This is a genomic window from Sagittula sp. NFXS13 (genome assembly GCF_040148795.1).
GTDB classification, from domain to species: domain Bacteria; phylum Pseudomonadota; class Alphaproteobacteria; order Rhodobacterales; family Rhodobacteraceae; genus Sagittula; species Sagittula marina.
Genome location: NZ_JAGEMH010000003.1, coordinates 1 through 19,470 on the forward strand (window position 1 = coordinate 1; position 19,470 = coordinate 19,470).

The 19,470-nt window shown below is 60.7% G+C and carries 22 protein-coding genes and 1 tRNA gene; 11 read left to right on the top strand and 12 right to left on the bottom strand.

Annotated features, from left to right (window positions below; translation table 11 throughout):
• Positions 1 to 351: 351 nt before the first annotated feature.
• Positions 352 to 717 (top strand): hypothetical protein, encoded by a 366-nt coding sequence (locus J4E08_RS07705; RefSeq protein ID WP_349537984.1) that lies wholly within the window; start codon positions 352 to 354, stop codon positions 715 to 717.
• A gap of 83 nt (positions 718 to 800) precedes the next feature.
• Here the strand turns inward: J4E08_RS07705 and J4E08_RS07710 are convergent, their stop codons facing one another.
• From J4E08_RS07710 to J4E08_RS07725, 4 genes are all read right to left on the bottom strand, one after another.
• Positions 801 to 1,574 carry a DUF3800 domain-containing protein gene (locus J4E08_RS07710; protein ID WP_349537985.1) on the bottom strand — a complete coding sequence of 258 codons (774 nt, stop codon included), beginning with the start codon at positions 1,572 to 1,574 and terminating at the stop codon, positions 801 to 803.
• Positions 1,575 to 1,789: 215 nt separating this feature from the next.
• The gene (locus J4E08_RS07715) at positions 1,790 to 2,011 is read right to left on the bottom strand and encodes an AAA family ATPase (protein WP_349538472.1); all 222 of its coding nucleotides are present in this window, start codon (positions 2,009 to 2,011) and stop codon (positions 1,790 to 1,792) included.
• A 491-nt stretch (positions 2,012 to 2,502) separates the two neighbouring features.
• Positions 2,503 to 2,578 (bottom strand) — tRNA-Ala (locus tag J4E08_RS07720).
• Positions 2,579 to 2,818: 240 nt separating this feature from the next.
• Positions 2,819 to 3,142, bottom strand: coding sequence for a TIGR02300 family protein (locus J4E08_RS07725; RefSeq protein WP_183963999.1), 324 nt, complete (start codon positions 3,140 to 3,142; stop codon positions 2,819 to 2,821).
• Between the two features lie 108 nt (positions 3,143 to 3,250).
• Here J4E08_RS07725 and J4E08_RS07730 point away from each other — a divergent pair, with 108 nt between their 5' ends.
• Positions 3,251 to 3,943 carry a M48 family metallopeptidase gene (locus J4E08_RS07730; protein ID WP_183964111.1) on the top strand — a complete coding sequence of 231 codons (693 nt, stop codon included), beginning with the start codon at positions 3,251 to 3,253 and terminating at the stop codon, positions 3,941 to 3,943.
• An 82-nt stretch (positions 3,944 to 4,025) separates the two neighbouring features.
• Here J4E08_RS07730 and J4E08_RS07735 read toward each other — a convergent pair whose 3' ends face one another.
• Positions 4,026 to 4,880 carry a DUF4394 domain-containing protein gene (locus J4E08_RS07735; protein WP_349537986.1) on the bottom strand — a complete coding sequence of 285 codons (855 nt, stop codon included), beginning with the start codon at positions 4,878 to 4,880 and terminating at the stop codon, positions 4,026 to 4,028.
• A gap of 179 nt (positions 4,881 to 5,059) precedes the next feature.
• On the opposite strand from J4E08_RS07735, the gene J4E08_RS07740 reads away from it, so the two are divergent.
• Positions 5,060 to 5,713, top strand: a complete 654-nt coding sequence (locus J4E08_RS07740; RefSeq protein ID WP_183963994.1) for a GntR family transcriptional regulator — start codon at positions 5,060 to 5,062, stop codon at positions 5,711 to 5,713.
• Between the two features lie 40 nt (positions 5,714 to 5,753).
• Here the strand turns inward: J4E08_RS07740 and J4E08_RS07745 are convergent, their stop codons facing one another.
• Both J4E08_RS07745 and J4E08_RS07750 read right to left on the bottom strand, forming a co-directional pair.
• Entirely contained in the window at positions 5,754 to 6,716 is a 963-nt protein-coding gene (locus tag J4E08_RS07745; protein WP_183963992.1) for an acetyl-CoA carboxylase carboxyltransferase subunit alpha, read from the bottom strand.
• Between the two features lie 106 nt (positions 6,717 to 6,822).
• Positions 6,823 to 7,419, bottom strand: a complete 597-nt coding sequence (locus J4E08_RS07750; RefSeq protein WP_349537987.1) for a LysE family translocator — start codon at positions 7,417 to 7,419, stop codon at positions 6,823 to 6,825.
• Between the two features lie 95 nt (positions 7,420 to 7,514).
• On the opposite strand from J4E08_RS07750, the gene J4E08_RS07755 reads away from it, so the two are divergent.
• Entirely contained in the window at positions 7,515 to 7,967 is a 453-nt protein-coding gene (locus J4E08_RS07755; RefSeq protein ID WP_349538473.1) for an Lrp/AsnC family transcriptional regulator, read from the top strand.
• Positions 7,968 to 8,107: 140 nt separating this feature from the next.
• Here J4E08_RS07755 and J4E08_RS07760 read toward each other — a convergent pair whose 3' ends face one another.
• Positions 8,108 to 9,067, bottom strand: coding sequence for an L-malyl-CoA/beta-methylmalyl-CoA lyase (locus tag J4E08_RS07760; protein ID WP_349537988.1), 960 nt, complete (start codon positions 9,065 to 9,067; stop codon positions 8,108 to 8,110).
• Positions 9,068 to 9,333: 266 nt separating this feature from the next.
• Here J4E08_RS07760 and dgcN point away from each other — a divergent pair, with 266 nt between their 5' ends.
• Both dgcN and dgcA read left to right on the top strand, forming a co-directional pair.
• Positions 9,334 to 10,335: an N-acetyltransferase DgcN gene (gene dgcN / locus J4E08_RS07765; RefSeq protein WP_349538474.1), complete on the top strand. Its 1,002-nt coding sequence runs from the start codon at positions 9,334 to 9,336 to the stop codon at positions 10,333 to 10,335.
• Between the two features lie 136 nt (positions 10,336 to 10,471).
• Positions 10,472 to 11,434, top strand: coding sequence for an N-acetyl-D-Glu racemase DgcA (gene dgcA / locus J4E08_RS07770; protein WP_349537989.1), 963 nt, complete (start codon positions 10,472 to 10,474; stop codon positions 11,432 to 11,434).
• Between the two features lie 64 nt (positions 11,435 to 11,498).
• On the opposite strand, the gene J4E08_RS07775 is transcribed toward dgcA, so the two are convergent.
• Positions 11,499 to 12,494, bottom strand: a complete 996-nt coding sequence (locus tag J4E08_RS07775; RefSeq protein ID WP_349537990.1) for a DUF5671 domain-containing protein — start codon at positions 12,492 to 12,494, stop codon at positions 11,499 to 11,501.
• A gap of 248 nt (positions 12,495 to 12,742) precedes the next feature.
• Here J4E08_RS07775 and J4E08_RS07780 point away from each other — a divergent pair, with 248 nt between their 5' ends.
• Complete coding sequence (locus J4E08_RS07780) at positions 12,743 to 13,606, top strand: D-amino-acid transaminase (RefSeq protein WP_349537991.1); 864 nt, start codon at positions 12,743 to 12,745, stop codon at positions 13,604 to 13,606.
• A gap of 54 nt (positions 13,607 to 13,660) precedes the next feature.
• Here the strand turns inward: J4E08_RS07780 and J4E08_RS07785 are convergent, their stop codons facing one another.
• A complete protein-coding gene (locus tag J4E08_RS07785; protein WP_349537992.1) occupies positions 13,661 to 14,851 on the bottom strand; it encodes a TIGR03862 family flavoprotein in 1,191 nt (396 codons plus the stop codon).
• Positions 14,848 to 15,027: a hypothetical protein gene (locus J4E08_RS07790; RefSeq protein WP_349537993.1), complete on the bottom strand. Its 180-nt coding sequence runs from the start codon at positions 15,025 to 15,027 to the stop codon at positions 14,848 to 14,850. Before J4E08_RS07790 ends, J4E08_RS07785 begins: the two co-directional genes overlap by 4 nt.
• A 314-nt stretch (positions 15,028 to 15,341) precedes the next feature.
• On the opposite strand from J4E08_RS07790, the gene ybgC reads away from it, so the two are divergent.
• The 4 genes from ybgC (at position 15,342) to tolA (ending at position 18,537) form a co-directional block, all read left to right on the top strand.
• Positions 15,342 to 15,725 (top strand): tol-pal system-associated acyl-CoA thioesterase, encoded by a 384-nt coding sequence (gene ybgC, locus J4E08_RS07795; RefSeq protein ID WP_183963976.1) that lies wholly within the window; start codon positions 15,342 to 15,344, stop codon positions 15,723 to 15,725.
• Positions 15,726 to 16,168: 443 nt separating this feature from the next.
• The gene (tolQ, locus tag J4E08_RS07800) at positions 16,169 to 16,864 is read left to right on the top strand and encodes a protein TolQ (protein WP_183963974.1); all 696 of its coding nucleotides are present in this window, start codon (positions 16,169 to 16,171) and stop codon (positions 16,862 to 16,864) included.
• 3 nt (positions 16,865 to 16,867) lie between these two features.
• On the top strand, positions 16,868 to 17,338 hold the full coding sequence (gene tolR / locus J4E08_RS07805; protein ID WP_183963972.1) for a protein TolR: 471 nt from the start codon (positions 16,868 to 16,870) through the stop codon (positions 17,336 to 17,338).
• An 11-nt stretch (positions 17,339 to 17,349) separates the two neighbouring features.
• Positions 17,350 to 18,537, top strand: coding sequence for a cell envelope integrity protein TolA (tolA, locus tag J4E08_RS07810; RefSeq protein ID WP_349537994.1), 1,188 nt, complete (start codon positions 17,350 to 17,352; stop codon positions 18,535 to 18,537).
• A 115-nt stretch (positions 18,538 to 18,652) separates the two neighbouring features.
• Here tolA and J4E08_RS07815 read toward each other — a convergent pair whose 3' ends face one another.
• Positions 18,653 to 19,213, bottom strand: coding sequence for a hypothetical protein (locus tag J4E08_RS07815; protein WP_349537995.1), 561 nt, complete (start codon positions 19,211 to 19,213; stop codon positions 18,653 to 18,655).
• Between the last annotated feature and the right edge of the window lie 257 nt (positions 19,214 to 19,470).

Genomic DNA, 19,470 nt, shown 5'->3' on the forward strand with positions numbered 1-19,470 from the left:
ATCCAGGTGCGTGTCGCTGTGCTTAACCGCTACACCGCTCTTGGCATGCCTGTCACAGAGCCCGTGGGGTAACTCCGTCCGGGGAAGGGGGAAGTTCGGCCAGACTTCGATTTGTGCAACAAAGCCCAGTGGAGGAACAATTGACTTTTCATGGCCACTCAAGGGTATCCGATACTGTAATCGATCGCTTCATACTGACTCGAAATAGAGTATTCCGACAGACACAATCATCCCGAAAGTGGGGATGGCCTACCCCCTCTCGGATGTTCAGATTTGACAGGCAGAAACGTCCGGAAACATTTTCGCTGTGCAGTTTGCATGACTCACCGCAGAAAGCCCCGGGGCCACCTGATGTCGAAACCGACATCTCGGGCCAACGGTTGCAAGCCAGTCGTCCGCTCGAAGGTCAAGCATTTCTTCCGCCACCAAAAGAATCGCATGGGGCTGGTCATCAGGACCATTGGGCTTGCGCGTGGCAAGCCCGCGATCACGATGGCGAACATGGTCTACAACATGGGGAGATTGCGGTGGCTTCGCAGCCAAGGTGCGCCGCCTGACGCCAACCAAAATGACCTCAAAGTGCCGCACCAGCGGACGCATCAGTACTTCCTATGTGGCGACCTGATACTGTCGAGCGGTCTATCGAAGATGTCCATCTTTTCCGGCACAGTCATTACCCGCGCCGCCGCTGAGGATCAGGCTGCGGCGTTCAGATAATGAATAGGGAATTTGGTGAATGACCGCTCTGGTCTTGCCGCATTGTAGCGACGGACGACTCTATGAAAGTCCGTATTGGGCCGTTAGTGAATACATCCGACGTAGTTCTCTCCGAACCTCTCCATAGCAGAAGTGGCGACCTCGTCGCTCGTGCTCTCGTCGATGAATAGACCCCACGGGAACACATCGACAGTCGCTAGATCGAAGTTATCTGTGGGGTTCTGCTTAGGCATAGCTAAGAAGGTGTATCGGATCCCCGCCCACATTTCGAAGCCAAGCTCCACCTCTAAGCCGTCGTAGATGCTGTCCCCAGGCATGCTTAGCACGACTTTCTTCGTAATATGTCCCAATGTATCCAGCAGCATAGTGCTACATGTATGGGATACGAGGTCCGCAAGTTGGATGCCCAAATTTTTGCTTGAGTCCTGCTCAAAATGAAACTGGCAACGGGCAAGCCTTCCATCTTTCGAAGCTAGTTCGGCTGCCGATTTAGGTGATCGGAATAGCCCCTCATCGAAGAAGACTTTGTGATCCCTTCCCTCAAGGCTGGGGTGGGAGAGAGTGGAGCAGAGTAGCTTGAGAGCAGCGGGTCCGAGCCGTTTATCACCATCGACGACACAGACGGCAATCCGGCAGTGTCGAGCAATGTACTTTCTCAGGGTATTTCGTAGATCGCGAAGGCGACTGTCGTCCGCCATCTTGGCCGACGACTTATACTCAAAATCACTCGGATCGAGCCCAAACCCTCGAAAAATAGCTTCAACATGGTCTGTCGGATCAGTCTCGCAGATGACAAAGGCAGCTAGGGAAAATCCAGCGAGATGATGTTTGCTATCGTCGAGGTAGAGATATGCCATCTAACCTAGATAAGCGCTTTTTGCCCTCGATAGAAGATGGTTGTGTTTGCTAGTCAGGTCTCGTCCGCAACGTCCGCTTTTTTCAAAACACAGCGCAGGTCGGACTCATCTGCCCAATGTCCGCGCCGGGCCGTCAGCTTCAGGTAGTAGGAGACCGGAGGGAGCTGCGCGGTTTGTCCGTCTCAGCAGGTTCTCTCTTTAGTTGGAGATTACGGTCAGATCGCTAATTGCGCACAGACAAAGTCGGCGCGTGTTGCAATGTCGGCGCGTGGCAGCTCCGTGATCTCGTATCCGAGCGCGGTGTAGGTCTCCCGCATGACGGCGCAGGTCGCTTCGGCCTCGGTGCGGGTCTGCGTGCGTTCGGTGTCCTGTGTGAAGGTCTCGTTCCAGCAGGGGCGCCAGAAAGACGCGGGCGTTGTAACGGTCTGCCCTAGCAGCTGCTGCGACGTGGGGCGGCACGGGGAGGCCGCTGAGGGTCAGGTAGCCTAGAATGTCTAGAAGAAGTGCCCCGGTCGAAGATCACGGGGCCTGAGAGCGTCTGTGCGGCGCTGTGGGCGCGCAGGTCCCGCTCCAGCATCTTTCGGCATAGGCCATGCGATCCGCCCAGGGGAGGGCGTCTCCGCCGCTGGCCATCTCCTCGCGAATGATCGCGCGGCCGGATCCGGGGATCGTGTGAAAGCCGCGTCAGGCAAGCTCGGTGATCAGGCTAGTCTTACCCGCACCGGGGCCACCCGTCACGACGAAGAAACGGTCGCTCATGCGCCATCCTGGGGTTTGACAGGGAAAGGGCTGCGCAGTGATCGACGCGCCGAAAGGCGCGGATCAAAGCAGCGTGAATTTCCGTAAGGAAACCAGCACAAGTCTGCGCCGCAGAGGCAAATCCTCTGACCAAAAAGGCAGAGCTATCTGGCGCTTTTCAATAGGAAAATGGTGGAGCCTAGGGGGATCGAACCCCTGACCTCTTGCATGCCATGCAAGCGCTCTCCCAGCTGAGCTAAGGCCCCATCTTCTGGCATCTTGACCTCAAACCCGTATGGGCTCTAAGGCGCGTGCCATGGGCGATGACGGTGTCACCGTGCGGGGTGATTAAGGGTTGGCGCCTTGGGGATCAAGAGGAAAATACGCCGCTTGCTACAGTTTTTTCTGCGCCCTCCTGGAAGCTTCATGCCCACACCGAACGCTAAGCCATGAACGGCAAAAGGGGCCCCGAAAGGCCCCTCCAGATAATACCGGGTCACGCGGGATCAGGAGTCGTCGTCCTCGCTGGCGACGTCGGCGATCTCGTCGAGGGAGACGTTGTCGTCATCCTCATCTTCGAGCACATCGTCGTCGTCATCCAGATCCACATCCACATCATCATCATCGAGAAGATCGGAGTCTTTGGTCTCCTTCTCCTTCGACTTGTTGGCTTGGTCTTCGGCATCGGCCGCGATCAAGGACCGCTTGCCGGTTTCAACGGTCACGGTCTCGCCCGTGTACGGGCTGATGACCGGAGTCCGGTTCAGGTCATAAAAGCGCTTGCCGGTGGTCGGGCAAACGCGCTTCGTGCCCCATTCTTCCTTCGGCATGGATATCCCCTTTTGGAGTAATGGGACCATGCGCGGCCCCGTCGACAATCAAAGCCCCCTGCCATAAGACCGGTATAGAGTCAAAGGCTTTGGGGGAGAATGGCTGATATGGGACAGATCCGGCTGGCTGGCAACCCCGATATATGCGTCACCCTGCGCCGGTCCGCCCGCGCGCGGCGATTATCGCTGCGCATCTCCCAACTTGACGGGCGCGTGACTTTGACGCTGCCAAAATCCGTGCCGGAGCGAGAAGGGAGGGCCTTTCTTGAATCGAAGGAAAACTGGCTGCGCGGGCACCTCTCCCGGCAAGGGGCGCCGGTGAGCGTGGCGCTTGGGAGCCGTATTCCAATCGAAGGGGCGCTGCACCAGATTGTTGCGGGGCAGGGGCGCTCCATCCGCCGAGTTGACGGTGTTTTGCATGTTCCAGGCGATCCGGACCGCGTTGCAGCGCGTGTTCAAGGCTGGTTGAAGACCTTGGCCCGTGACCGATTGGCTGAGGCGTCAGACCGTTACAGTGCCCGTTTGGGTCGCCCTTACTCGCGACTGACGCTGCGGGATACACGGTCGCGTTGGGGGTCGTGTACCTCGGATGGTGGGCTGATGTACTCTTGGCGGCTGATCCTCGGCCATGCGGACGTATTGGACTATGTCGCCGCGCATGAGGTGGCACATCTGCGCCATATGAACCATTCCGCGCAGTTCTGGGCGGAGGTCGAGCATCTCTATGGCGATTGGCGGTCCGCGCGCAAATGGCTGAAGGATCACGGCAATGAGCTGCACCGCTACCGGTTCGACGCATAAAGAGAGGGGAGCCCGAAGACCCCCCTCGCCCTGGTGTGGCAAAGCGCTCTGACGGCGCTGTGCCTTTGGGTGCTACAAGAGTTTACATGCCGCCGGAGACAGCAAAGCCGTTGATGCCACCCATTCCCAGATCGGACAGGAGGGTCGCTTCGGCGCTTTCGAGGTTGATGCTGTAAAGGCCTGCGCTGTCAGCGCCTTCCATCTGCAGCACTGCATAGGCCATGTCGCTGCCTTCTTCGGGGGACAGTATGTCAAAGCCGCCCATGCCGGACAGATCGACCTCTGCACCGTCCACCATCACCTTGCCGATGGTTTCCAGAGTGCCGGCGTTGTTGGCCACGCTCACGAGCGAGTCGGTGCCCGCGTCGAGCCCGTATTGGAACGTGCTTTCCGCGGTCTTGCCCGCAATGGCGTTGGTGTAGGCGTTGGCAAAGACCATCGGTGTCGCATCGGCATTGGCGTCGCCTTCTGCATAGGCCAGATCGGTCATGCGACGCACGGAACCCGCTTTTTCGTCACCATCGCCAAAGCCGTCGGGGAAGTAGACAAGGTTGTCACCGGTCGAGGAAACGGCGCGCACAGCGTCGATGGCGTTGTTGAAATCGAATGCGACCATGGCATCGGCGCCAATCGTCGCGTCACCCATGAAGGTTGCGCCCAGATCGGTCATCTCGCCAGACATCGGGTTGATGGTGTAGATCATGCCGTCCGCCAGCCCCAGCAGGTCGCCGGTCACCGGGCGGAATGCGATGGCGTCGAGGTTTGACTCAAGCGCGTAGGTCTCTGCTTCGCCCGGCGCAGCGATGTCGGCCATGACGACCAGCGTGCTGCCGCCATCCGTCAGGGCGTAGCCCATTGTGCCAGCGTGGCCCGCAGCAAAGGATGCACCAGCGGTAAGAGCAAGGGCGGCGACAGAGGTGTAAACGGTACGGATCATAAGTGAACTCCTGTTGGCGGCTCGTCCGGTTTGGATGAGCTATGTCGTAACCCACGACCGCAATGCGGGTGGAGTTTCGGCGGGTGTAAACTTTTTGAAAATTATTTATTCCCGCAGCCCAGTGGCGGCCCGATCCATTCGCGTATTGACCCTACCGCCGTTTGTGATCACTTGACGGGATGCAAGTGATCTCGCGCCCCGAACCGACCACCTCCGCCCATGACCGCGTTTATCGCGGCCTGCGCACGCGTATCATGCACGGCCAGATCCCGCCGGGACATTCTTTTACTCTGCGCGGCATTGGCAAGGAATTCGAATGCTCCATGACCCCGGCGCGTGAGGCGGTGCACCGCTTGGTGGCAGAGGGCGCGCTGTCCATGTCCGCCTCTGGTCGCGTCGCCACGCCGGAGCTGTCCAACGAACGGATTGAGGAATTGGCAGCGCTGCGCTCGCTGATCGAGGTCGAGCTGGCCTCCCGCGCATTGCCGCGGGCGCACATGGCCCTTATTGAGCGCCTTCAGACAATCAACAGCAATATCGCCGACGTGGTCTCCAACCGGGATGCTGTGGGCTACATTCGCACCAATCTTGAATTCCACCGCACGCTGTATCTGCGCGCTCAGGCGCCTGCCATGCTGGCCATGTGTGAAACGGTCTGGCTTCAACTTGGGCCGACCATGCGCGCGCTGTACGGGCGTCTGCGCCGCTCAGAGCCGCCGCAATATCATCGCCTGATCATCGCCGCGCTCAAGGCCGGGGATGAGCCCGGGCTGCGCCTTGCGGTGCGCACGGACGTGACACAGGGACTGCGCATGATCGCAGACAGGACCTGACGCCTGCGCTTTCAAAATGGAGTAAGCGGTCGCGAGCGTCTCAGGCCGCCAGCCCGCGCGACCCCATATCAAGGTACTTCGACCGACGTGCCTCAACGATCTCACGGGCGCTCAGGCCATCGAGTTCAGCGAGCATTGCGCTGATCGCCTGACCAACGCTGTCCATCGCGGTTTGTGCGTTACGATGCGCCCCGCCGCGTGGCTCCTTGATGATCCGGTCACAAACGCCCAGCGTGTGCAGATCCTGCGCCGTCAGGCGCAGCGCCTCTGCCGCGTCGCGCATCCGCGCCCCGTCTTTCCACAGGATCGACGCACAGCCTTCGGGGGAAATCACCGAATACACCGAATGTTCCAGCATCGCGACGCGGTTCGCGGTGGCAAAGGCCACAGCCCCACCCGATCCGCCTTCGCCAATCACGACGGACACCAGGGGCACGCCGATTTGCAGGCATTTCTCGGTCGAACGGGCAATCGCCTCGGACTGGCCGCGCTCTTCCGCACCTTTGCCGGGGTAGGCGCCGGGCGTGTCGATCAGTGTCACCACCGGCAGGCCGAACCGGTCGGCCATATCCAGCAGGCGCACGGCCTTGCGATAGCCTTCCGGCCGCGCCATGCCGAAGTTGTGCTCGATCCGCGAGGTGGTGTCGAAACCCTTCTCATGCCCGATCACCATCACCGGCATGTCGTTGAACCGCGCCGTGCCACCCATGATCGCATGGTCATCGGCAAAGTTGCGGTCGCCTGCCAGCGGCATGTATTCCGTGAACAGCGTGTCGATGTAGTCGCGGCAATGGGGCCGTTCGGGGTGGCGCGCGACCTGACATTTCCGCCACGGCGTCAGCTTGGCATACAAATCGGTCAACAGGGTATCGGCCTTGCGATCCAGCGCCTTGGCTTCGGCTTCGATATCCATACCGGTGTTCTGCCGGGCCATGGCCCGGAGTTCCTCGGCTTTGCCTTCGATCTCCGCCAGTGGCTTCTCGAAATCGAGGTAATGGGTCATCGAATGTCTCCGCGCGTCTAGGGTGCAAGTGTTGCGCAGCTATATGGCGTGCAGCGCGGCCAGTTGCAACAAAGCAAGATATTCGCTGTGCCAACCTCCGCCGGTGTCACAGACCCAACAAGACCGGCGCCATCGCCGTAAGCAGCAGGGCGGCCATCGTCCAGTTGAACCATTTCAGCCGCACCGGGTTCGCCAGCCAACGTCGGATGCCGGTCCCGAAGCTGGTCCATGTCAGCGCTGACACTGTGCCAACGGTCAGGAATACAGCGGAGATCAGTAGTACACCGGACAGATCGCGGCTCGGGGCGTAAAGCGTGATCGCGCCCAATGCCATGGACCAGCCCTTTGGGTTCACCCATTGGAATGCAGCCGCCTGTGCAAAGGTCAGCGGCTTGGCTTCTGCGTCGCGGGCGCGGATCTCACCCGCTGTTGCGATCTTCCACGCGAGGTAGATCATGTACACCAAAGCCGCGGCTTTCAGCACTGTGTAAAGCGGTGGCCACGCCTCGAACGCGCGCATGACGCCAAGGCCAACCGGCACGATCATCACCGGAAAGCCCAGAGCTACCCCTGACAGATGCGGCATGCTGCGCCGCAACCCGAAATTCGCGCCGGACGCCACCAGCATCAGATTGTTCGGCCCCGGCGTAAACAGCGTCGCCGCAGCAAACCCCATGAGGCCGGTGATCAGGTCAAGGGGCATGACGGGCTCCATCAAGGTACTGGTCCGCCTTTATCGCGCGTCCTTACTGGTTTGAAATTGCGTTATGCCGCGCGGCCGATGTAAATATGCAATTTATGATCAGTCTTGATGAAATAGACCGCAAAATATTGCGCGCCCTTCAGCAGGACGGGCGTCTGTCCAACCTGGCTCTGGCGGAACGGGTGGGCCTGTCGCCCTCTGCTTGCCTGCGGCGTGTCCAGGGACTGGAAGGGGCTGGCGTGATCCAAGGCTACCGCGCCGTGCTGTCCAGCGACAAACTGGGCACAGGTTTTATCGCCTATCTTTCGGTGGGTCTGAATCAGCACACCAAGACCGCTCAGTTGGCCTTTGAACAAGCGATGACGGCCGCGACGCAGGTGGTTGAATGTCACAACATCACCGGTTCCGTGGAATACCTGCTACGTGTCGAGGTCGCCGACCTCTCCGCCTACAAGCATTTCCATACGGAGATCCTCGGCGCGCTGCCGCAGGTGGATCGGCTGACCACATACGTGGTGATGGGCAGCCCCAAGGATATGCGCGGGTGAGCCGCCTTCATGAAGGTTAATAACCGACCGGTTTTTCCACCCGAACCGGTCGGGACTCACCTTTCCAAAATGTAAACGGAGCGCCGATTGACGCCCCGTTCGCAGAATTCATCCTGTGTTCACGCAGATCTGCGGTTGGCTCAATTGCCCGCGATCAGATCGGCCTGTTTCACGATCACCTCTGCCTGCTTCATCGACGCGATGTCGATCAGCTTGCCCTTGTAAGTGGTGGCACCTTCGCCGCGTGCCTTGGCGGCTTCCATCGCGTCGAGGATTGCGCGCGCGTCTGCGACGGCCTCATCCGTGGGGGTGAAGACTTCGTTGGCCAGTGCGATCTGCTTGGGGTGGATGGCCCATTTGCCGACCATGCCGAGCGTGGCAGAGCGCAGCGCCTGCGCGCGGAAGCCCTCATCGTCTGAGAAATCGCCAAACGGCCCGTCCACCGGCAACACGCCATGTGTGCGGCAGGCAGCCACGATTGCGGCTTGCGCCCAGTGCCAGGGATCGGACCAGTGCTTGGCGCCGTCGCGCAGCATGTAGTAGTTTTCCTGCGTACCCCCGATACCTGTGGTGGCCATCCCCATGGATGCGGCAAAGTCGGCTGCCCCGAGGCTCATCGCTTCCATACGCGGAGAGGCGGCGGCGATCTCTTCCACATGAGCGATACCGGCGGCGGATTCGATGATGACCTCAAAGCGGATCGGCTTTGTGCGCCCCTTGGCGCGCTCGACCGCCGTGACCACAGCGTCGACGGCATAGATATCCGCCGCGCAGCCAACCTTTGGGATCATGATGCGGTCGATGCGATCACCGGCCTGCTCCAGAATGTCGATCAGGTCGCGATACCACCAAGGGGTGTCCAATCCGTTGATCCGCACGGACAGGCATTTCTTGCCCCAGTCCACATCGTTGATCGCCTGGATGGCGTTGACCCGGGCGCTGTCCTTGTCTGAGGGTGCCACCGAATCTTCGAGGTCGATGTTGATCACATCTGCAGCCGATCCGGCCATTTTCTCGAAAAGGGACGTGCGGGACGCGGGGCCAAACAGCTGGCAACGGTTTGGTACAGCGGGGGAGGGCGGCTGGAGGCGGAACGACATGGATGAATCCTATCGGCAATGAAGTTGCGTTTTGTCTACGTTCTGGGTTATTAAATTGCGGAATGCTGCGCAAGCGAAATACGTGTGCTGATGTATGCAGCAACCTGCCTGACCCGCGAAAACCGCAGGGGATGTGCATAAATCTTCGCCAAAACCTCTCCATTGTTGCAGAATCTTGCTCAAGCACAGTGAAATTACGCGGAATGCGGATCAAATCCCGGCACGAAAAGGTCAGTATGTCGCCAAAACACGCTTTGGAGGCCGACATGATTCAGACCCCCTATCTCCTCTTCTTGGGCGACGCGCCCGATCCTCTTGCCGCGAAGGTCGCGCAGGGAATACGCGACTGGCGGCCGGAAAATTCCGTGGGTCAGTTCCGGATGGACGGCTGCAAGGCCGACATGAAACTGCCCGACATGACGCTGGCGGAGGCAAAGGCCGCTGGCGCCAAGACGCTTGTGATCGGCGTGGCCAATCGCGGCGGGGTGATTTCGAAAGCTTGGAAAAAAGTGTTGATTCAAGCGTTGGAGGAAGGGTTTGACCTTGCCTCCGGTCTACACAACCTGTTGGGCGATGAGCCTGATCTGGTTGCCGTGGCCGAAGCCTGCGGACGTACCTTGCATGACGTGCGTGTGCCCGCAGTGGACTACCCCATCGCGGACGGGACAAAGCGGTCGGGCAAGCGCGTTCTGGCGATCGGCACCGATTGTTCGGTTGGCAAAATGTACACCGCGCTGGCGCTGGACAAGGCAATGCAGGCGCGCGGGATGAAGAGCACCTTCCGTCCCACGGGCCAGACCGGCATTCTGATCACCGGCGACGGCGTGCCACTGGACGCGGTGGTTGCCGACTTTATGGCAGGGTCGATCGAATTTCTGACGCCGCCGAATGATGATGACCATTGGGACGTGATCGAAGGGCAGGGCAGCCTGTTCCACGTATCCTATTCCGGTGTGACGCTGGCGCTGATCCACGGTGGTCAGCCTGATGCGCTGATCCTGTGTCACGAGCCGACGCGCACCCACATGCGGGGCCTTCCGGGCTACAAACTGCCCTCGCTCGAAGAGGTGCGTGATGTTGGACTGGCGCTCGCAAGGGTAGCAAACTCCGAGTGCCGGGTTGCGGGCGTATCGATTAATACGCAGCATATGGGGGATGAGGAAGCCAAGAGCTATTGCGCCGAGATCGAAGCACGCTTCGGCTTGCCCTGCGTTGATCCGTTCCGCCACGGCGCGGACCGGCTGGCCGAGGCGCTGGAGGCCTTTTGATCGACGGGTGCGGCGCTGTTCGCTGACGCGAAGGCGCCCCGCCCACCGTCCCATCTGTGTGTGCTTGCCACAGCGGTTTCCTGTACGACGCGCATGAGATTGGATTTAGACCCGAGACAACACAGGAGGTCCGCACATGATCACGGTGACACGCGACGTGTTCCGGCTGGCAGAAGCCTTTACCATTTCACGCGGTTCCCGGACAGAGGCGCATGTCCTGACTGTCGCCATCACGCGCGACGGTGTGACAGGGCGCGGTGAATGTGTGCCCTACGCCCGCTATGACGAGACGCTGGAAAGTGTCACGGCTGAAATTGAAGGCCTGCCCGAAGGGATCACTCGGGCCGAGCTGCAGGACGCATTGCCCGCCGGTGCAGCGCGCAATGCGGTGGACTGTGCGCTATGGGATCTGGAGGCCAAGACAGCGGCTCGCCCGGCATGGGACCTGGCCGGGCTGGAGGCGCCGGGGCCGGAAGTGACCGCTTACACACTTTCGCTCGACACGCCGGAGAAAATGGAAACATCGGCTCGCAAACACGCGCATCGCCCATTGCTGAAGATCAAGCTGGGCACGCCTGATGATATGCCACGGCTCGAAGCAGTGCGTCGCGGCGCGCCTGACGCGCGGATCATTGTTGATGCGAACGAGGGGTGGACCGCGCAGGTCTATGCTGACCTCTGCCCTCATCTGCTGCGCCTTGGCGTGGCTTTGGTGGAACAACCCTTGCCCGCCGGTGCGGATGAGGCGTTGATCGGGATGGATCGGCCAGTGCCGCTTTGTGCAGATGAATCCTGCCACGATCGCGGGTCCTTGTCTGCGCTCAAGGGCAAGTACGATGTGGTTAACATCAAGCTGGACAAGACCGGAGGCCTGACCGAAGCCTTGGCCTTACGGGATGCGGCACGCGCCGCGGGATACGGTGTCATGGTTGGCTGTATGGTGGGGTCGTCCTTGGCGATGGCGCCCGCGACGCTGGTTGCGCAGGGTGCGGAGGTGGTGGACCTCGACGGGCCGCTTTTGCTGGCCGAGGACCGCGACGTGCCGCTGGTCTATGACGAACACGGCGTGCATCCGCCGCAACCGGGCTTATGGGGCTGACGCTACCGCCATCGGTGGTGTCAGATCGCCCCCTTTGGTCCGGCGGTCTGTCGCGCGCACCTGTTCAGTCGGACACAGTTCGCGTGCGGCAAACGCGGTCGCCGTCCAGTCCAACTCCGGGCCGCATCCGATCCGGTGCTTCGACGGCGATGCAAATCCGGTACGTTGTGTCCGTCTGACGATCATAAGTGATCTGAGCGGCAAAGGCGGTGAGATCATCCGGGGCGCTTGCGCAGTCCAGCGGATCGAATGTCGCTGGTAGCGGGGCGCGCATTGCATCGCAGCGGAGCAGATCCGTCTCAAGCCGATTGAGGTCGCGCAGGCGCAGTGTGTCCCGCGCCTCCATTTGCCCCTGTTTCGGGCCGCCGACAGTCCAAAGGCTTAGCCCCAACGACAAAAGCGCAAGGGCAATAAGGATCGGCGCGGCAGGTAGGCGAAGAGCCTTGACCGGAAGATCGCGCCCTTCATCGAAATACGCCAGCACCACGAGGGACAGGCCAGCGACCACAAGCGACTTCACCAAGAACCGCAGGGTCATCTGACCGTTGAGCCAAGTGAAGATCAGAAACAGGGCGTCCCCCAACAGGATGCACACAGCAATCAAAAGTGCCAGAGCGGACAGCCAGCGCCGCACGGCGCTGTGTCGCCGCGCGTCATTTTGGTGGATGTCACGACGGTCCGACTGATCCAGAAAAAAGAAGGCCGGGGTGAAAACGATCAGGGCGGCCATTGACCAGCGCAGGCCGGACAGGCCGCCAGAGGTCACACCTTCTCCGATTTCCGGCAGCCATAGGTTGATCTGGCCGTAAAGCAGGCTCAGCACGTTGCCTGCCACCATGCCAAACACCACAAACATCAGGGCGTAAAAGAAAGCATCCCGCGCGGTCCGGGGGCGGATGGGGCGAGGGACCGCGCCGTTTTCTGTCGGCATCCATGCCGCCAATGCGGTGTCTATCTCTGACGCGGTCCAACCCGCCTCCTTCAAGTTCTGACGAATGGTGTCTGCCGATTGCCCTGCATTCAGAGCGTCGCGGATGTGTGTGAACAAAACATCGGACATGGGACCGCTTTCGATGGGGGCAAATTCGCGCCTTAGTAGAATGCAGCGGACAGGCGTTCAAGCGGACACGGCACGCTCTGGCGGTCCTGCGCCCAGCAGCTGAGCGCCCGAAGGATTGGCAAGGACGCAAAATTCTGGACCTGCGTTTGACGGAGGTCTTGACCATGCGCCCGGATGGTCGCATCCCGTCGGGCAAGACATCCCGTTGCCTGTGGCAGCGCTCTCACCTTGATGCCGGAGGAACGATCATGACCCGCACCGTCTATGTTAACGGAGACTACCTGCCCGAAACCGAAGCCAAGGTGTCGATCTTTGACCGCGCGTTTCTGATGGCCGACGGCGTTTACGAGGTGACCAGCGTATTGGGTGGTAAGCTGATTGATTTTGAAGGCCACGCCAAACGTTTGCAGCGGTCGCTCGACGAGCTGGACATGCCGTCCCCGTGTACAATGGATGAGCTGTTGGAAATCCACCGCGAACTGGTGAAGATCAACGAGATCGATGAAGGCATGGTCTATTTGCAAGTCACGCGCGGCGCGCCTGATGATCGTGATTTTGTCTTTCCGGACCCGGAGCTGGTGAAGCCGACGCTGGTGCTGTTCACTCAGAACAAGCCCGGCCTGGCGGACAACCCGGTCGCGAAGAAGGGGATCAAGGTCATCTCCATAGAAGACGTCCGCTGGGGCCGTCGCGACATCAAAACCGTGCAGCTTCTCTACCCTTCGATGGGCAAGATGATGGCAAAGAAAGCCGGTGCCGACGACGCGTGGATGGTCGAGGACGGCTTTGTCACCGAGGGCACGTCGAACAACGCCTATTTCATCAAGGGCAACAAGATCGTGACCCGCGCGCTGTCCAACGACATCCTGCACGGCATCACCCGCGCCTCCGTTCTGCGCTTTGCCAAAGAGGCGCAAATGGAGGTCGAAGAGCGCAACTTCACCATTGAAGAGGCGCAGCAGGCGGACGAAGCCTTCATCACATCGGCATCGACCTTTGTGATGCCGGTTGTAGAAATCGACGGCGTCAGCTTGGGCGGAGGCGTACCTGGACCACGTGCCGCCCGTCTGCGCGAGATCTACCTTGAGGAAAGCCGCAAGGTCGCCGTTTAAAAGAAATCAGGGTGGGCGGCGCGGCTTGACGTACCGCTCATCGTTTTTTTGGGGTTACAGGGGCCGGGGCAGTGAGGCGTGATACCGCGCCGCGTTCTGTCCGGCCCAGAGGCCGGTTGCCAGGCACGCAGTCAGCAGATAGCCGCCCGTCGGCGCGTCCCAATCCAGCATCTCACCTGCGCAGAAAAGGCCGGGACTTTCGCGCATCATCAGGCCGTCATCCAACGACTCGAACGGCACGCCCCCTGCGGTTGAAATGGCTTCATCCATTGGGCGCAGTCCCGCATGGCGGACGGGCAGAGCCTTTACCAAGCCGGCCAGAGCATCGACATCGGAGGGAAGCGGGCGCCCCATTTCCATCAGCAGGGCTTGCGCCGCGGGCGGTAGTTTCAGTGACTTGCGCAAGGCGTTCGACTGGCTCTGTTTGCCGCGCGGCTTGGCAAGCCGTTCACGCAGCGCATTGCGGGTGACATCGGGAAGAAGGTCCACGGTCAAGGCGGCCCCTTCGCGCAACGCAGGGCCAAGCGGGTAGATCCCGCCGCCTTCCAGCCCCCGAACTGAAATCACCGCTTCGCCTCGGTTCGTGAGGTTCCCCGCGTGGAAGGTCACATTCTTAAGCGGCACCCCAAAATGGGTGCGCATATGCTCGGACCAATCCACCAAAAGCCCGGCATTCGAGGGTTGAAACGGCGTGGTTCGCAGACCGCGTGCATCGAACTGATCCGCCCACTTGCCATCTGACCCAAGCCGCGCCCAGCTTGCGCCGCCCAATGCGAAAACGGTCACATCTGGAGTCATGTGGCGCGTGCCATCTGGCGTGTCAAAACGAAATGCGCCTGCATCCCAGCCTAGCCAGCGCCAACGGGTGTGACGTTCCAGGCCCATGCCGTCGAGCCGCGACAGCCAGGCGCGCAAGAGCGGCGAGGCCTTCATAGCCGTCGGAAAAAGGCGGCCCGTAGAACCGGTGAAACAGGTTTGGTCCAGCCCTTCGGCCCAGGCGCGCACATCTTCCGGCCCAAAGGCTTCCAGCATGGGGCGCAGTTGCGACGCGCCGGTCGGGTAGGCTTGGACGAATTGTGCGAGCGGCTCCATTTTCGTCAGGTTCAGCCCGGATTTACCTGCCATCAGGAATTTGCGCGCAAAGGATGGCTTTGCATCTACCAGCGTCGTTGGCACGCCGGCTCGCAGCAGCGCGTCGGCCGCCATCAACCCCGCTGGTCCGGCCCCTATGACAAGAGCGCTCACGTCGGCCCCTGATGCAGTTCAATATAAGGATTGTAGATATCGATTGTATCTAGAGCGATCCGGATCAAACGAGGCGCGCATTCATGCGCAGTGTTGGCCTTCCCAATGGCCGCTTCCACCCTGCGCGGCGGCTTGCTTGCCAAGGTTTGCTTGAGGGCGGAGAGGTCAAAGGTCATGTGGCGTTTCTCGATTGATGATCGGTTGAGGTTTGCCCAAACGGGCCTGCCGACACAAGAACAGGCCTGTGATGTCGCACGAAAATGTCGATCTGAACCGTCCGCGTTGCCTGCGCCTGATCTGAAGGGCTGAAAGCGCCGTCACATTGTCCTGTTACGCTCGCCCCGTGATCCGATCGACTGTTTTCCATTGGAAACGAAACGGTACCGACATGCCATAGCCGCGCTTCAGACAAGCGCCGCCAGGGATGGGGCTGGACCCCGACCGCGCTGATCGCCAGACAGAGGGTGCATCACTAAAAAAGGGTAAGGTCATGCATATCTTTAATGTTCGGGTCTACTACGAGGACACCGACATGGCGGGCATCGTTTACCACGCCAATTATCTGAAGTTCATCGAGCGGGCGCGCTCTGACTGGGTCAAAGATCAGGGTCTCGACCAGAACGCCATGCGCGAAGAGGGCATCGTTTTTGTCGTGCGGCGAATCGAGGCAGATTATCTGGCCCCGGCGAAATACGACGATGTGCTGGAGGTTCGGACCGTCACCAAATCCATGACAGGTGTACGGCTGATCATGTCTCAAGAAGTGCTGCGCGGCGAGGAAGTGCTCTTTCGTGCCGAAGTTACAGCCGTTTGTGCAACTTTGGACGGGCATCCCGTCCGGCTTCCCGCGCGGCTGCGGCGGCAGGTCCACTGACCGGGCGACCAATCTAGGGTCTCGGGTCGCGACACGGGCATGATCCGCTGCAAGGTCGACCGCCGCGTGCCAATTACGGCGGTTTGGCCATCTGCATTGAGGGCTGCCGCAAGGCTCGAAGCGACAAGCCGCCATTTGGCGTCGTGAACCGCACAAGAGTATCGCAATAGTCGGTGAGGAAGACCGCTGAGGCTTTCCTTGGGAAGTCGCACACATACGACTTGGCGAACAGTTTCCTTGATGTAGGTGCCGCACACGAAGTGCAAAATGCCCGCATATGGGGCGCTGATTTGCCCCGCCAGACCTCAAGGCGGCAATGATCCGCGCATCTTGGCGCGAAACGACACTTGGGCGCTGAAACATTGGCCTTTGCGCTGCACATCAGCTAACAGAAGCATTAATACGGCCTCGATAGAAGGCCGAGCACTGGAAAGAGCAGGTTCATGGAAGCAGACGTTGCCACCCTTGCGCAAGGGATCGATTTCTCGTTTTGGGGGTTGTTCGCGCGCGCGACACTGACGGTCAAGATCGTCATGCTGATGCTGATCGCGGCCTCGATTTGGTCGTGGGCGATCATAATCGAAAAATTCGTGACATATCGCAAGGCGCGCCGCGAGGCGCAGGCTTTTGACCGTTTGTTCTGGTCAGGTGAGCCATTGGATGAGCTGTTCGACCAACTCGGGCCAGAGCCGAAGGGCCGGTCCGAGCGTGTCTTTGCGGCCGGTATGATCGAATGGCGACGCTCGCACCGCGAAGATGGCGGGCTGATCGCCAACGCGCAATCACGCATCGACCGCTCCATGGATGTTGCCATCACCAAAGAGGCCGACGCCCTGCAAAAAGGTCTGCCCGTTCTGGCGACCGTAGGGTCGACATCGCCATTCATTGGCTTGTTCGGCACGGTCTTCGGCATCATGCACGCCTTCATTCAGATCGCGGAATCGCAGAACACCTCCTTGGTGGTCGTGGCCCCCGGTATCGCAGAAGCGTTGCTGGCCACAGGCCTGGGCCTTATGGCAGCCATCCCGGCGGTGATCTTTTACAACAAGTTCAGTGCGGATGCGGACCGCATCGTCGGCAACTACGAAGCATTCGCCGACGAATTTTCCACCATCCTGTCCCGCCAGTTGGATTCCTGAGCCATGGGAGCAGGTGTCATCAAAGGCGGCGGGGGCGGCAAGCGGCAGCGCAGATCGCGCCGCTCGTCTGCGGTCATGTCCGAAATCAACGTTACGCCGTTCGTGGACGTGATGCTGGTGCTGCTCATCATCTTCATGGTGGCCGCGCCCATGTTGACGGTCGGTGTTCCCGTGGAACTGCCCAAGACGGCGGCGCAGGCCTTGCCGCAAGACACCGAAGAGCCGCTTTCTGTCACGTTGCAATCGGATGGGACCGTACGGATCATGGAGACTGAAGTCTCGCGTGACGAGCTGGTCAACCGGCTGCGTGCCATCGCGGCGGAGCGGGCGGATGATCGTGTGTATCTGCGCGCGGATGGTGTTGTGCCCTACGAGCAGGTGGCTCAGGTCATGGGGGCGTTGAACGCCGGTGGCTTTTCCTCGATCGGACTGGTGACGGATGTTGGCGGCCCGTCGCTGGACGATCAGAACTGAGGCCCCGCGGCGTGTCACGCTATTTGCAAATCTCCGCCGGGGTGCATGCCGCGGCTTTTGCCTGGCTCTTGCTGGGCAACATCTTTGATGCGGCGCCGCCAGAGATGTCTGTGGCGGATGTGTCGGTGATTTCAGAGGCGGAATTCGCGGCTTTGAGTGCGCCGGAACGCTCGGATACTGACCTGCTTGAACCGGCTTTGGAGCCGACCCCGGAGCCTGAGCCGGAACCCGCACCTGAGCCTTTGCCCGACCCAATCCCAGAGCCCGAACCAGTCCCGGAGCCGGCCCCCGTGCCAGCGCCAGAGCCTGAGCCGATCCCTGAACCGATGCCGGAGCCAACGCCAACTCCGGAACCGGTGCCGACTATTCCTGCGCCTGAACCCGAGCCTCTGCCAGTGCCGGACCCGGCACCAATTCCGCCCGCGCCACAGGTGCTTGCGCCGGACAATTCTCGACGTCCGCAGCCACGGCCTGCGCCGCGCGTAGCCGATGAACCCCTCGCGCCCCCCGATCCGGAGGCCGTGACGGGTCCGGAAACGCAGCAAGCCGCTGATCCTGACGCCACCAGTGCAGACGAGGTGGAGGAGGCCCAAGAGGCGACCGCGCCAGAGGAAACCACGACTGAAATCGTGACCGAGGCCGAGGAGCCCTCGGGGTCCGAGGGCGCCCCCCGTGCCCCGGCGGCTTCTGTACGCCCGCGCACGCGTCCTGAAAGGACTGCGGAGGCTGAACCTGCCGAACCGGCATCTGAGCCAACCCCGACGCCGACGCCGTCCGAGCCGGTCAGCGATCCGGCGCAGGATGCATTGACCGCAGCTTTGGCAGACACGCTGACAAGCAGCGGTGCCGGGGCTGATGCGCCCGAAGGTCCGCCCATGACGCGCGGTGAAAAAGACGCCATGCAAATTGCTGTTCAGGCGTGCTGGGTCGTGGATGTGGGCAACCAGGCGGCGGATGTGACAGTCACACTGGCCTTTGACATGCAGCCGGATGGTACAGTGATTTCCAGCTCCATCCGAATGCTGGATGCGACAGGAGGCAGCGGTGCTGCTGCGGATACAGCGTTCCAATGGGCACGCCGTGCCGTACTGCGCTGCCAGATTGAGCAGGGCGGGGCCTATGATCTGCCGGCTGAGAAATACGACAGCTGGAAGCGGATCGAGATGACCTTCAATCCGCGTGACATGCGCCTGCGTTGAACGTGGAAAAGTCGGGGTTCATGCCCCGACTTGCGCCACTTCAGGAAGTTACTGCCCCGGTTGAACGGATTTCAGACGGGTTAGGGCGTTGCCTTCCCGTCGACAGGGGAGGGTGTCAAAGTCTCGTCTGCGGTGGAACATCCACAAGGTTCACCTGAGGGCGGCGGCGTAGCTTTGCAGGGGCGTCGGGGCCGGATTGGGGTGTCACGCGGGAGATCTGGCAAACTTGGGCCATGACGGCCATCGCTTCAAGGAACGGCTGGGTGTCATTGCCCTCGCACAGAATCATTGCGTGGCCTTTGGCCGCTTCGCGGCGATTGGTTGCCATGGCGCGGCAGGTGTTGAGGAACTGGCGTTCGTTCTCGCTGAGATGTGCGGCGCAATGGGCGCAGTCGGCAGAATTGAAGCGGAAGGCCGAGATGCGGCTGCGGCGCATGGCCTGAACGGCGGACAGAACCGCGACGGCGGCATGGGGGCCGATGTCGTGTCCATAAAATCGCAGCGCAGCGCTGACGCCGCCAAGCCAGCCCTGCTGATCCGGGGCTGCGAAGCTGCCGAAATAGTGCCGGGCAATGGTTATCATGACCAGCTCTGCCGGGCGCAGAGACAGTACGTCGATGTGTGTTCCACGCGGGTCCGGAGGGCAATGGCGTTCAGGGCGATGGATTGGCGTCATTATGGGCTCCTGCGACGGTCAACAAAAGCGGCGGATACCGCGATGCCTGGCTGATCTCGCTGGGCTTGCTAATCCCTACTTAAACACTCAGGTAAAATCAACCCGCTTTGGAATGGGCCATTCAGCGTGCCGAGCGATAGAAATTGCGATGTGACATTGGAAAGTGCCTCACTTTCGGCAATTCCCCGCGCAAACTCCGTTTGAAGGGTGTTTTGTGCGCATCAAATGCAATGTAGTAAGAATTGATGCGGGCAACA

Bases quoted from the DNA above. Each gene is read 5' to 3' on its own strand.
- J4E08_RS07705 (WP_349537984.1), top strand. From the start codon at position 352: ATGTCGAAACCGACATCTCGGGCCAACGGTTGCAAGCCAGTCGTCCGC.
- J4E08_RS07710 (WP_349537985.1), bottom strand. From the start codon at position 1,574: ATGGCATATCTCTACCTCGACGATAGCAAACATCATCTCGCTGGATTT.
- J4E08_RS07725 (WP_183963999.1), bottom strand. From the start codon at position 3,142: ATGCCGAAGGAAGAATGGGGCACGAAGCGCGTTTGCCCGACCACCGGC.
- J4E08_RS07730 (WP_183964111.1), top strand. From the start codon at position 3,251: ATGGGACAGATCCGGCTGGCTGGCAACCCCGATATATGCGTCACCCTG.
- J4E08_RS07735 (WP_349537986.1), bottom strand. From the start codon at position 4,880: ATGATCCGTACCGTTTACACCTCTGTCGCCGCCCTTGCTCTTACCGCT.
- J4E08_RS07740 (WP_183963994.1), top strand. From the start codon at position 5,060: ATGCAAGTGATCTCGCGCCCCGAACCGACCACCTCCGCCCATGACCGC.
- J4E08_RS07745 (WP_183963992.1), bottom strand. From the start codon at position 6,716: ATGACCCATTACCTCGATTTCGAGAAGCCACTGGCGGAGATCGAAGGC.
- J4E08_RS07750 (WP_349537987.1), bottom strand. From the start codon at position 7,419: ATGCCCCTTGACCTGATCACCGGCCTCATGGGGTTTGCTGCGGCGACG.
- J4E08_RS07755 (WP_349538473.1), top strand. From the start codon at position 7,515: ATGATCAGTCTTGATGAAATAGACCGCAAAATATTGCGCGCCCTTCAG.
- J4E08_RS07760 (WP_349537988.1), bottom strand. From the start codon at position 9,067: ATGTCGTTCCGCCTCCAGCCGCCCTCCCCCGCTGTACCAAACCGTTGC.
- dgcN (WP_349538474.1), top strand. From the start codon at position 9,334: ATGATTCAGACCCCCTATCTCCTCTTCTTGGGCGACGCGCCCGATCCT.
- dgcA (WP_349537989.1), top strand. From the start codon at position 10,472: ATGATCACGGTGACACGCGACGTGTTCCGGCTGGCAGAAGCCTTTACC.
- J4E08_RS07775 (WP_349537990.1), bottom strand. From the start codon at position 12,494: ATGTCCGATGTTTTGTTCACACACATCCGCGACGCTCTGAATGCAGGG.
- J4E08_RS07780 (WP_349537991.1), top strand. From the start codon at position 12,743: ATGACCCGCACCGTCTATGTTAACGGAGACTACCTGCCCGAAACCGAA.
- J4E08_RS07790 (WP_349537993.1), bottom strand. From the start codon at position 15,027: ATGACCTTTGACCTCTCCGCCCTCAAGCAAACCTTGGCAAGCAAGCCG.
- ybgC (WP_183963976.1), top strand. From the start codon at position 15,342: ATGCATATCTTTAATGTTCGGGTCTACTACGAGGACACCGACATGGCG.
- tolQ (WP_183963974.1), top strand. From the start codon at position 16,169: ATGGAAGCAGACGTTGCCACCCTTGCGCAAGGGATCGATTTCTCGTTT.
- tolR (WP_183963972.1), top strand. From the start codon at position 16,868: ATGGGAGCAGGTGTCATCAAAGGCGGCGGGGGCGGCAAGCGGCAGCGC.
- J4E08_RS07815 (WP_349537995.1), bottom strand. From the start codon at position 19,213: ATGACGCCAATCCATCGCCCTGAACGCCATTGCCCTCCGGACCCGCGT.